The sequence below is a fragment of the Phenylobacterium sp. genome, from assembly GCF_030646615.1.
Classification (GTDB): Bacteria; Pseudomonadota; Alphaproteobacteria; order Caulobacterales; family Caulobacteraceae; genus Phenylobacterium.
The window spans coordinates 129,733-140,496 of the sequence record NZ_JAUSLG010000038.1 but is presented as its reverse complement, the minus strand read 5'-3'; the positions used below and the strand labels follow the sequence as shown (position 1 = coordinate 140,496).

The 10,764-nt window shown below is 66.2% G+C and carries 10 protein-coding genes and 1 tRNA gene; 7 read left to right on the top strand and 4 right to left on the bottom strand.

All coding sequences use genetic code 11. The features are described from left to right. On the bottom strand, nucleotides 1-1,256 hold a 1,256-nt coding region (locus Q7S93_RS06575), incomplete at its 3' end, for a GTP-binding protein (RefSeq protein ID WP_304712940.1). A gap of 473 nt (nucleotides 1,257-1,729) precedes the next feature. Continuing rightward, nucleotides 1,730-2,632 carry an N-formylglutamate amidohydrolase gene (locus Q7S93_RS06570; RefSeq protein ID WP_304712943.1) on the bottom strand — a complete coding sequence of 301 codons (903 nt, stop codon included), beginning with the start codon at nucleotides 2,630-2,632 and terminating at the stop codon, nucleotides 1,730-1,732. Nucleotides 2,633-2,762: 130 nt separating this feature from the next. Here Q7S93_RS06570 and cpdR point away from each other — a divergent pair, with 130 nt between their 5' ends. The 4 genes from cpdR (at nucleotide 2,763) to Q7S93_RS06550 (ending at nucleotide 5,580) form a co-directional block, all read left to right on the top strand. Beyond that, complete coding sequence (cpdR, locus tag Q7S93_RS06565; protein WP_300576359.1) at nucleotides 2,763-3,119, top strand: cell cycle two-component system response regulator CpdR; 357 nt, start codon at nucleotides 2,763-2,765, stop codon at nucleotides 3,117-3,119. A 96-nt stretch (nucleotides 3,120-3,215) separates the two neighbouring features. Further along, nucleotides 3,216-3,290: transfer RNA gene (locus Q7S93_RS06560), tRNA-Val, on the top strand. Nucleotides 3,291-4,481: 1,191 nt separating this feature from the next. After that, nucleotides 4,482-4,952, top strand: a complete 471-nt coding sequence (locus Q7S93_RS06555; RefSeq protein ID WP_304712939.1) for a hypothetical protein — start codon at nucleotides 4,482-4,484, stop codon at nucleotides 4,950-4,952. An 82-nt stretch (nucleotides 4,953-5,034) separates the two neighbouring features. Beyond that, nucleotides 5,035-5,580 carry a hypothetical protein gene (locus tag Q7S93_RS06550; RefSeq protein ID WP_304712938.1) on the top strand — a complete coding sequence of 182 codons (546 nt, stop codon included), beginning with the start codon at nucleotides 5,035-5,037 and terminating at the stop codon, nucleotides 5,578-5,580. A gap of 240 nt (nucleotides 5,581-5,820) precedes the next feature. Here the strand turns inward: Q7S93_RS06550 and Q7S93_RS06545 are convergent, their stop codons facing one another. After that, nucleotides 5,821-6,417: a hypothetical protein gene (locus tag Q7S93_RS06545; RefSeq protein WP_304712937.1), complete on the bottom strand. Its 597-nt coding sequence runs from the start codon at nucleotides 6,415-6,417 to the stop codon at nucleotides 5,821-5,823. A gap of 110 nt (nucleotides 6,418-6,527) precedes the next feature. Further along, nucleotides 6,528-6,914, bottom strand: a complete 387-nt coding sequence (locus Q7S93_RS06540) for a hypothetical protein (protein ID WP_304712936.1) — start codon at nucleotides 6,912-6,914, stop codon at nucleotides 6,528-6,530. A gap of 125 nt (nucleotides 6,915-7,039) precedes the next feature. On the opposite strand from Q7S93_RS06540, the gene Q7S93_RS06535 reads away from it, so the two are divergent. The 3 genes from Q7S93_RS06535 (at nucleotide 7,040) to Q7S93_RS06525 (ending at nucleotide 10,581) form a co-directional block, all read left to right on the top strand. Further along, complete coding sequence (locus Q7S93_RS06535; protein WP_304712935.1) at nucleotides 7,040-8,839, top strand: copper resistance system multicopper oxidase; 1,800 nt, start codon at nucleotides 7,040-7,042, stop codon at nucleotides 8,837-8,839. After that, nucleotides 8,836-9,798, top strand: coding sequence for a copper resistance protein B (locus Q7S93_RS06530; RefSeq protein ID WP_304712934.1), 963 nt, complete (start codon nucleotides 8,836-8,838; stop codon nucleotides 9,796-9,798). Before Q7S93_RS06535 ends, Q7S93_RS06530 begins: the two co-directional genes overlap by 4 nt. 216 nt (nucleotides 9,799-10,014) lie before the next feature. Continuing rightward, complete coding sequence (locus Q7S93_RS06525) at nucleotides 10,015-10,581, top strand: GNAT family N-acetyltransferase (protein WP_304712933.1); 567 nt, start codon at nucleotides 10,015-10,017, stop codon at nucleotides 10,579-10,581. Nucleotides 10,582-10,764 lie beyond the last annotated feature (183 nt).

The window sequence follows — 10,764 nt, the reverse complement described above, 5'->3', positions numbered from 1 at the left end:
CTGAACTCGTCATCGACGTCGATCTGGATGTCTTCCATCGGCTCGAGACGCTCGCCGGTCTCGGGATCGATCTGGAACACCACGCGCGGGCGGCTGATGGAGACCTCGAACCCTTCGCGGCGCATGCCTTCGATCAGCACGCCCAGCTGCAGTTCGCCGCGGCCGGCCACCTCATAGGCGTCCTTCTCGGCGGTTTCATTGACCCGGATGGCGACGTTGGACTCCGCCTCCTTCAGCAGGCGGGCGGCGATGACGCGGCTCTGGACCTTGTCGCCTTCGCGACCGGCCAGGGGGCTGTCATTGACCGAGACGGTCATGGAGATGGTCGGCGGATCGATGGGCTGGGCCGGCAGGGCCTCATTGACATCGATGGCGCAGAGGGTGTCGGCCACGGTGGCCTTGGAGAGACCGGCGATGGCGACGATGTCGCCGGCTTCGGCGTCGTCGATCGGCTGGCGCTTCAGGCCGCGGAAGGCGAGCACCTTGGTGATGCGGCCGCGCTCGATCTCCTTGCCGTCCCGCGACAGGGCCTTGATGGCCAGGCCTGGCGTCGCCTTGCCCGACTCGATGCGGCCGGTCAGCAGGCGGCCGAGGAAGGGATCGCTTTCGATCAGCACCGACAGGATCTGGAAGGGCTCGTCGGCCCGGGCCACGGCCCTGGGCTCAGGCACGTGCTCGACGATCATGTCGAACAGGGGGGCGAGCGTGTCGTTGGGCTGGGCCATGTCCAGGGTCGCCCAGCCGTTCTTGCCGCTGGCGTAGATGTGCGGGAAGTCGAGCTGTTCGTCGGTGGCGCCCATGGCCGCGAAGAGGTCGAAGGCGTCGTTCAGGATGCGGTCGGGATCGGCGTGCGGCCGGTCGACCTTGTTCAGGCAGAGGATGGGCTTGAGGCCCATCTTGAGAGCCTTGCCCAGGACGAACTTGGTCTGGGGCATGACGCCCTCTTCGGCGTCCACCAGCAGGACGCAGCCGTCCACCATGCCCAGGATCCGCTCCACCTCGCCGCCGAAGTCGGCGTGGCCAGGGGTGTCGATGATGTTGATCCGCGTCTCGCCGGCCTTGCCGTTCCAGAGCACGCTGGTGCACTTGGCAAGGATGGTGATCCCGCGCTCGCGCTCCTGGTCATTGGAGTCCATGGCGCGTTCGACGGTCGCCTCATTGGCTCGGAACACGCCTGATTGGGCGAGAAGCTGGTCGACGAGGGTCGTCTTACCGTGGTCAACGTGGGCGATGATGGCGATGTTGCGCAGCGACATGGGAAACCTTTTCCGGAAGCGGCGGCTTTTAGGGGACAAGAGGCCCCGCGGCTAGCGCGAAGTCATGTCAGTCTCGGAATGGCCGAACGTCGTCTTGTGCGTTGCAACACGAAACACGTTGTGATCCCAACGCCTAAGCCCTTTGAAAACACAGCAATAAGCAGGAATTTTCCGCTCACGTGCGTAAATGCGACACTTTGGCGCTTGTTCTTTTGTGCGTCGCACCGTAGATTTGAAACGTGAGGCGTCTCCGGACGTCTCTGCCCTTCCTGGGCGTTTCCTCCCTAATGAACTGGCCGCGCTTTCGAGCGCGGCCTTTTTTTTGCGCTGCGAGGGATGGGGCGCCCCGCGCGCCGCAGGCGCTTGAAAAGAGAAACCACAAAGGGCGCGAAGACCACCAAGAAGGGCGCGGCGCCTTCGTGCCCTTTGTGCCTTTGTGGTTGATCTTGTTCCTGGGCGCGCGCTCGCGCGCCCTACAACCGCGCCGACCAGGCCTCGGCAGTCAGGGCCGCCGTCAGCCCCTGGATGTCGGATCGCAGCTGGTCGAAGGCGGCCGTGGGGGCCAGCGCCTCCTCATCCAGATAGAGCGCCCGGTTCAGTTCGATCTGCAGGGCGTGGACCCCCCGGGCCGGGCGGCCATAGTGTTCGGTGGTGTAGCCGCCGGCATAGGGGGTGTTGCGCACCACCCGATAGCCGCGGGCCTCAAGCTCCCGTTCGGCCAGCCGGGTGAGCGTGTTGGAACAGGCTGCGCCGAACCGGTCCCCCAGCACCATGTCGCAGCCGCCGACCCCGGCCGCCTTGGCCGCCACCGAAGGCATGGAGTGCCAGTCCACCAGGATGGCCACCCCGTGGGCGGCCTGGGCCTCGGCGATCAGCTGGCCCAGGGCCGCGTGATAGGGCCGGTGCGCCCCGTCGATGCGGCCTTGCGCCTCGGCGAAGGTCAGCTTGCGCGCATAGATCTCCTGGCCCTCGGAGACCACCTTGGCGATGGCGCCGAGGCCCGCGGCCACCCGGGCGGTGCGGCTGCGGGCGAAGTCGGGCAACTCGTCGATGAACATGCCCGGGTCGAGCTCGAAGGCGTCGCGGTTCACATCGATATAGGCCCGGGCATAGTTGGCGGTGATCAGGGCCGCCCCGGCCAGGGGGGCGTCTTCGACCAGCTGATCGACGAAGGCGTCCTCCGAGCGGCGGATGGCCTGGGCGTCCAGGCTGCTGGCCGACATCATGTCGTCGGGATAGAGGCGCCCGGAATGGGGTGAGGCGAAGATCACCGGGGTCGGCGGAGGCGCGCCGGGCAGGGCGGCGCGGCGCACCTCAAAGCCCGCCGGCCTTGCTGGGGCTGGCTCTATGACGTCAATGGGCTCGACCGCGGACATGACCTGCATATGACGATGCGCCGGACCCGGGGTCAAACGGATCGCGGGCCAAAGGGATCGGCGGTTCATCGGGGATTTACAAAGCCGCCCCTATGGTCGCTCCATGAAAGACGACGCCCTGGAATCGCCCATGCCCCGCATTCTTCTCGCCGAGGACGACGACTCCCTGCGCGGCTTCCTGGCCCGCGCCCTGGAGCGCGCCGGCTATGAGGTCCGCGCCTGCGCCGACGGCGAGGAGGCGGCCTCGGTCCTGGACCAGGACTGGGATCTGCTGCTCACCGACATCGTCATGCCCGGCATGGACGGGATCGAGGTGGCCCGCCTGGCGGCCGCCCGCAATCCGTCCCTGCGCATCATGTTCATCACCGGCTTCGCCGCCGTGGCGCTGGCCGCCGGCGATCAGGCCCCGGCCGGCGCCAAGGTGCTGTCCAAGCCCATCCACCTGCGCGAGATCGTCGCCGAGGTGGAGCGGATGATGGCCGCCTGAAGCCTGCGGCGCTCGGCGGGCTTTCAGCGCTTGCACAGGCGATGACCGCCCGTTATACCGCCGCCCTTCCCGTCCCCCAAAGGGGGCCGTCGGTATGGACGCGTAGCTCAGCGGGAGAGCACCTCGTTGACATCGAGGGGGTCACAGGTTCAATCCCTGTCGCGTCCACCATCCCTTCCGCCGCTAAACCGGCGTGAATTCCTTCCTCGCCAATACCTCCGAGAAGTCCGCCAGTTAGGCGGCTAAGCATCCCTGCGCTCGGCTCTCCGAAAATTGGCAACCGGCACCGACGCCCGCAATTCGCCCGGTTCTCTCCAGGGCCATTCCAGAAGTGTAGGTTTCGGTCCGCGAACTACCCTGGACATCGCTGCAAACTCTGACTCACCAGAAGCTGGGTTCGTTATCCGAAGCCAAGCCGTCGATCCTTAGTGCCTGTATCATCCTCATCGGACCGGTGATCAGGATGACACAGATGTTCTTCTTTTGTTCTAGACATTTCCGCGCATTTTGAATAGGCTCTTGCCATGGTGAGCAAGTGCGGCGGAGCCAACGCTCGTCGCGATCACCGTCTTCCCATGAACCCCCCAGGTGTCGCTGAACCGTCCGAGCAGGCGGTGCGACGTCATGCCTTGATGGAGAGCGCGCATGGCATGGAGAGAGGTCAATCCTGCAGACTTGGAAGGTGAGGCGCTGCGACGATGGTACCTTCGCTCGCCCGACGATGTTGAGCGAAGACAACGAGCCGCGTCGGACGCACGCTACCAAGCTTTCTTCGCCCCACAGCACCTACCCGAGCCGCCCTCGGCCTTTCGCCCAGCAGGGGAACCATCGCAGGGCGCGCGAGGCTTCTCGATCAACAGTGATATCGGGTTCAGCGAGGATGACCCGGGGTGGCCCCCCACTTGGCATGCCGGTGGGTCGAGCGGATGGGGAGACGACGTCCCACGCGCGAAAGGCAGGGCCAGACCAGTCCCGCTTTCCTCGCCAGCACTCGGTCGAAAGGATGAAGGGACCCAGCATATTCCCCTTTCCCCGAACTCGCTCCCGGCAGGCGAGTCGCGGTCGGTTCCGCTATCCCCGATCTTTGCGAGCCACGCGCCTTCCAACGTCGGCTGTTCGACGGCGGCGCCGCCGGTTCGATCGATGTCCGACCGCCCGGAGCAGCCGGCCACTCCCAAAGAGGTCAGTCAACAGGCGTCCGCAACTCGGCCGCCGCGTCACGGGATATGGATCGCCGGCCGTCAGCCCGGTGAGTTGGACCCTTCCCGGACGGAGGTCTTTCAGCGAGGACCTGACGGCAAGCTCCACGCGGTTCCCGGCTGGCGCACCACAGGCCCGTTCGAGTTCGGCGAATGGTCGCGCATGTTCGACTGGGGTGGCGTCGCAGGCGATCTGACCGACATCACCACCGGCGCCCTAGACTTCATGGGAGGCGGAGGTCTTGCGGGAGAGATCGTCAAAGGCCTCGGTTACACAATAGGGCCGGACATTGTCCGAGGCATGGTGCAGGGCCATCATGCCTGGGCAAAGTTCCTCGGCGGCCCCGCCAAGCAGGAGCTGGCGCGGCTGCACCAGAGCCTGCATGCAATGTTACATCGTGATCTGGCAGCCGAACTCAAGGCGGCTGGCTTTCCGCGCGTCGGGGGGAGGGGAGGGAGCATAACGAATTGGGCAGAGTACTTTGCAGAGAACCCCGGAAGGCACGATGAGGCCATAGCGATCCTGCAGAGGGTGACCCTGGAGTTCGACCGCAAGAATGGGACAAAGGTATCTAAGTACCTGGACGAAGCCCTGGCGAGAGGTAAGGCTTCCGCGTCCCCACCTTCTCCATAGTCGAGCTTTGTCCCTGCCCCCTACAGATCCACCCATCCAGCGCTGGCTATGGTACGATACCGAGACGGCTGACTGTGTCTCGTTGGATCGGTCGTCCTATGTTGAGACCCTCTTCGATGGCAGGTCGGTTCCGCTTCCGGAATGGGTCTGCACCGCGCCAGACGGCGGCCTCCACAAGAACGGCGGCCTCCTCGCGCTGGATGTTGATATCGCCGAAGCGCCAAACACCCGCGATGAGCTCAACTGGACGTGCGAGTATGTCGTCAAGCTCGTCGCGCACAGCTGGCTCGACGAGATTCGCGATCTCATTGACGAAGAACGGATTGGGCTGGGCGTGCTTCGACAGAACGGAGAAGTCGTCTCGGGGTGGTCAACGATCCACGAGCGTCGGCCGCCCGTTCTCCTTGCCACTGAGGGACACGTGAAAACCTGTCCGATCTGCGGCCATTCTTACACGGTCCTTCATGGGCGGGAGTACTTCGCCGACCCTGAAGTGATCGGGAGACCGCTCATCGTCAACAGCAATGGCGTGTTCGTCCGCGAAGATATTGCTAGAAGCCGCAACCTGCGAACCCCGCGGGGTGCATTTGAGCCCGGCGTGATCGAATTCGAAGCAACGCGTTTTTGACCCCCGCCACGGAGACAGGTCAGCTCCTCATTGCGTCACCACCATCCGTTTTCTAGATGTAGTAGAAGATCGCGCCGACCCCTTGTGTGGTGCTGGGGTTTGGCTGCTTAAGGCCTTGCAAAGTGACGGCCCAGTGTTGGGGGCTTACAATCGACTGAAGCGAAGCTCGACCGAAGCGCAAGCTCGTAAGATCACCGGCATTAAAAGTCTCCTTGAGACTAGCCGGAATAGCCTCCCACATCAACGCCGGTCAGCGGTAAGATCGTTAGTTGTCTGATCGGAAAACTCCGCTGGTATGAAAACGCGCTTGCCAGGCTGAGCATAAAGCAGATGCTGTCCACACCGAACCAGCCCTTCGTATTCAGCTGATATTTCCGAAGTAAGATCACGTATTATATCAAGACCTCTGCCATCGGCAGGTTTGCCTGCTCTGTAGTTTTGCCAATCTACCTGCGCTTCTAGGAAGGACTCGGCTATCCGGCGGATGCTGGCGGATCTCAATGCCATCTCGCCCGAGGGGTAACGATCAACAGGAAACCTGTCGAGCAGATCTATGATTCGTTCGAGGTTCTTCGGTAGCGGGACTTCGTCCGCGTCCTTCTCTGTGCGAAGTACCTCCATTGTAAAATGGTGGACCTGCCAGCAGATGCTGCAGACCAACTCAACACCACGAATGACTTCCCATTTTTGGGTATCTCTCGTTTGCAAGCTGCTCTGCCTAGCAATCAAGATAGCAGCGCCCACTGCGGCGAGAGAGCCAAGGCCTTGGACCCAGGCAGCCGTAAACGCCGAGCTGAATTCACATCCCTCGGTAAATGCAAAGAGGCAGGCGTTCATGCCTACCAAGCTGCGCCGATTCCCGCGCAGGCGTAGTCCCAATGCGGAGCACCCACACCCCTTAGTGGTGTCGATGATCGGTTTGGCCGCCCGGCAAAGCCGAGCGCCCCCTAGTTCGGGGTGAACAGGCCCTGCAGGCCGACGAGGATGGCGATCACGCCGAAGATGGCGACGATCAGGCCGGCGCCGGTCGATCGGCTCTCGGGGATGTCCTGGCCGGTCCTGCGCGCCAGGCCCAGCCGGTCCCACAGCAGCAGAACGCCGGTGATGATGGCGACGACCTCGTAGTGCAAGAGGCGCGGGCCGCTGGTCAGGTGGACGATCAGATAGTAGCCGCCGCAGATCAGGGCGATGACGCCGACGATCCAGCCCAGGGGGCCGAGCTTGCGGGCGGCGTCGGCCAGGTTGTCGCCGACCGACGGCAGGCGCGCCAGCAGGCCGATGGCCAGCAGGAAGCCGCCGAAGATGTTCGAAAGGTCGAGAAGGAGGGCGATCACGCTCCCCTAATGCGCCAACAGGCTTGGCTGTTCCCGGGCGCCGCCAGCGCCCCGCCGTCTTGCCCGGCGCCCGCCGCGACGATATACCCCCATGGGGCATGTAGCAGACGCGCGGAGCCGCCGGGATGATCCAGACTGATCGACGTCGCCTGCTGGCCGGGTCATTGGCCTTTGGCGCCGCAGCTGCGACCCAGGGCCTGCTGCCGGCCTGGGCGCAGGGTGGGGCCTCGCCTGGCGCGCCGGCGGCGCTCTCCGGCGACCACATCGCCCTGCGGATCGGCCACACGCCGTTTTCCCTCGGGGGCCGGACCGGCCATGCCGTCACGGTCAACGGCACCCTGCCGGCGCCGCTGATCCGCCTGCGGGAGGGCCAGAGGGCGCATCTGTCGGTGACCAACGACCTGGATGAGGACACCTCCATCCACTGGCATGGCCTGCTGCTGCCCTTCCAGATGGATGGGGTGCCGGGGATCAGCTTCCCGGGTATCAAGCCGGGCGACACCTTCCACTACGACTTCCCGGTGATTCAGGCGGGGACCTACTGGTATCACAGCCACTCCAACCTGCAGGAGGCCATGGGCTGCTATGGCCCCCTGGTCATCGATCCGGCGGGCGCCGAGCCGGCCCCCTATGACCGCGAGCATGTGATCGTGCTCTCGGACTGGAGCTTCATCCATCCGCACGAGATCCTGGCCAAGCTGAAGAAGAGCCCCGGCTATTTCAACCGCTCGCGCACCACGCTCTCGGGCCTGCTGTCGGGGGCGGACGGCATGAGCCTGGCCGAGCGGCGCATGTGGGGCGCCATGCGGATGGACCCCCGCGACATCGCCGATGTGAACGGAGCCACCTATACCTATCTGGTCAATGGCCAGGGGCCTCAGGCGCCCTGGCGCGGCCTGTTCTCGCCCGGCGAGAAGGTGCGGCTGCGCATCATCAACGCCTCGGCCATGTCGATCTTCAATGTGCGGATCCCGGGCCTGGCGATGCGGGTGGTGCAGGCCGACGGGGCCGATGTGCGGCCGGTGGAGACCGACGAGCTGCAGATCTCGGTGGCTGAGACCTATGACGTGATCGTCGAGCCGCAGGGCGATCGCGCCTACGCCCTGGTGGCGGAGTCGGTGGATCGCTCCGGCATGGCGGTGGCCATGCTGGCGCCCCGGGCGGGGATGGCGGCCGAGGTCCCGGCCCTGCGCGAGGTCCCCACCCTGACCATGCGCGACATGGGCATGGGGGGCGGCATGGGGGCGATGGACGGCATGGACCACGGGGCGATGGACCATGGCGCCATAGACCACGCGGCCATGGACCACGCGGCCATGGGGCATGCGCCTGCGCCGCCCGCCGCCATGGATCACGGGGCTCACCAGATGCGCGACAAGGCCCTGGCCCCGCCGGGCATGGCCGTGGGCGTCGGGGTGGACATGATCGCCCCGGCCCCGGTCAGCCGCCTGGCCGAACGGCCCATGGGGCTGGAGGACGTTCCCCACCGGGTGCTGACCTATGCCGAGCTGGTGGCGCTTTCGCCGGGCAAGGACCGGCGGGCGCCGTCACGCAGCCTGGAGATCCACCTGACCGGAAACATGGAGCGGTTCATGTGGGGCTTCGACGGGCGCAAGTTCAGCGAGATCGTCGAGCCCATCGCTTTTTCCCGCAACGAGCGGGTGCGCGTGACTCTGGTGAACGACACCATGATGGCCCACCCGATCCACCTGCACGGCCACTTCTTCGAGCTGGTGAACGGCGCGCCGGAGGGTCACCAGCCCCTGAAGCACACGGTCAATGTAGCGCCGGGCGCCAAGGTGACCTTCGACCTGACGGCCGATGCGCCCGGCGACTGGGCCTTCCACTGCCACATGTTGATGCACATGCATGCGGGCATGTTCAATGTCGTCACCGTGCGCCCCCTGGACGGAGCCGCGGCATGAGCCGGCTTGCCCTCCTGTTGGCGCCGGCCGTGCTGGCGGCCGGCCCCGCCTGGGCTCAGGACGCCCATGACCCCCATGCCCATCACCGGGCCGAGCCGACCGCAGCCGGCCCTGCGGCGGAGGTTGACCCCCACGCGGGCCATGACATGGGCCCAGGCGCGACGGCAGCGCCGGGCACCCATGCGGGGCATGCCGCCGCACCGACGGGCCCCCGCCACGGCGCGCCCGCTTCGGCGGGGTCGGGACCCGCTCACGCCGCCGATCTCGTCTTCGATCCGACCGAAATGGCCCGGGCGCGGGACCAGCTGCGGGCCGAGAATGGCGATGTGCGGACCACCGCCCTGATCGTCGATCGCCTGGAGGCCGGCTTTGGCGAGGGGGCGGCGACCTGGCTGTGGGACGTGCAGGGCTGGACCGGCGGCGACATCAACCGCGCCTGGATCAAGACCGAGGGCGAGGGCGATGTCGACGGCGGCCTGGAAGAGGCCGAGATCCAGCTGCTCTATGGCCGCGCCGTGACGCCCTTCTGGGACGTCCAGCTGGGTCTGCGCCATGACATCGTCCGTGAAGCTGAGGATCTGAGCCACCTGGTCCTCGGCGTCCAGGGCCTGGCGCCGCACTGGTGGGAGATCGACGCGGCGGCCTTTCTCTCGCAGGACGGCGACCTGACCGCCCGGGTGGAGGCTGAGTACGACCAGCGGATCACCCAGCGTTTGATCCTGCAGCCGCGCCTGGAGCTGGAGGCCTCGGCCACGGATGTTCCGGCCCGCCAACTGGCCGCCGGCTTCAGCCACGCGGCGGTTGGTCTGCGCCTGCGTTACGCGTTCGCCCCGGAATTCGCCCCCTATGCCGGGGTCGAGTGGCATGGCGCCCTGGGCCGGAGCGCCGACCTGGTCGAAGCCACCGGCGGAGAGGCCGACGATGTCCGCCTGGTGATCGGTTTCAAGGCCTGGCGGTGACGAGGTCTGGCGAACAAAGGTTTGCGAGGGCGCCGATGGGCCGCTAAGAGGCTCGTGATGATCGCCCTGGCCGCCCACGCCTGCAATTCCTACGGTCCCATCCGGGGTCGAGGAATGGCGCGCGCCTAGAGCTCAAGAGCGCATCTTCCTTACAGACCCCGCCGCCTGGCCGGGGTCGATAAGGTCTCCGCCAGGGGCAAATCCTGGAGTGAGACCATGCCGCCCGCCGAACTTCGGCTGCCCATCGAAACCGAACGCCTGCGCCTGCGCGACTTCCGCCTGGAGGACGCCCCCGCCGTCCACGCCTATGGCTCCGACCCCGAAGTCACCCGCTACCTGCCCTGGGGACCCAACAGCCCTGAGGAGACGGCGGCCTTCATCGCCCGCGTGCTCGAGCAGCAGGCGACCTGGCCCAGGCTCAATCTCGGCCTGGCCATCGAGCACAGGGCCTCGGGCGTGGTGGTCGGCTCCATCGCCCTGCATCTGCGCGACATCCCGCATCGGACTCTGGAGATGGGCTACTGCCTGCGCCGGGACCTGTGGGGCCAGGGCTTGGTCACCGAGGCCGGGTGGGCGCTGTTGCGCCTCGGCTTCGAGGATCTGGGCCTGCATCGCATCACCGCCACCTGCGACGTGCGCAACACCGGCTCCTACCGGGTGATGGAGAAGCTCGGCCTGCGCCGGGAGGGCGAGATGCGCAAGGACCGGCAGGTGCGGGGCGTGTGGCGCGACACCTATCTCTACGCCATCCTCGCCGAATCCTGGCGGCCGTCTCCACCCTGACCCCCCAGTCCGCCCGCTCGTTGGCCTGGCTGATTCGATTCGCTGGGGCCGCGTTCAGCCGTCAGGCCGCTAGTGAAGCGTACAGGGGGCGGCCGGCCCCGGGGCGCATGCTCGGCCTATAGAACATGCGGTACTGTCAAAAGAGGCGCATTCGCGGCGGCGATGTGGCCGCTCGTCCCGGTC

Coding starts and splice junctions, on each gene's coding strand:
- Q7S93_RS06545 (WP_304712937.1), bottom strand. CDS start 6,417: ATGAACGCCTGCCTCTTTGCATTTACCGAGGGATGTGAATTCAGCTCG.
- Q7S93_RS06530 (WP_304712934.1), top strand. CDS start 8,836: ATGAGCCGGCTTGCCCTCCTGTTGGCGCCGGCCGTGCTGGCGGCCGGC.
- Q7S93_RS06535 (WP_304712935.1), top strand. CDS start 7,040: ATGATCCAGACTGATCGACGTCGCCTGCTGGCCGGGTCATTGGCCTTT.
- cpdR (WP_300576359.1), top strand. CDS start 2,763: ATGCCCCGCATTCTTCTCGCCGAGGACGACGACTCCCTGCGCGGCTTC.
- Q7S93_RS06525 (WP_304712933.1), top strand. CDS start 10,015: ATGCCGCCCGCCGAACTTCGGCTGCCCATCGAAACCGAACGCCTGCGC.
- Q7S93_RS06555 (WP_304712939.1), top strand. CDS start 4,482: ATGTTCGACTGGGGTGGCGTCGCAGGCGATCTGACCGACATCACCACC.
- Q7S93_RS06570 (WP_304712943.1), bottom strand. CDS start 2,632: ATGTCCGCGGTCGAGCCCATTGACGTCATAGAGCCAGCCCCAGCAAGG.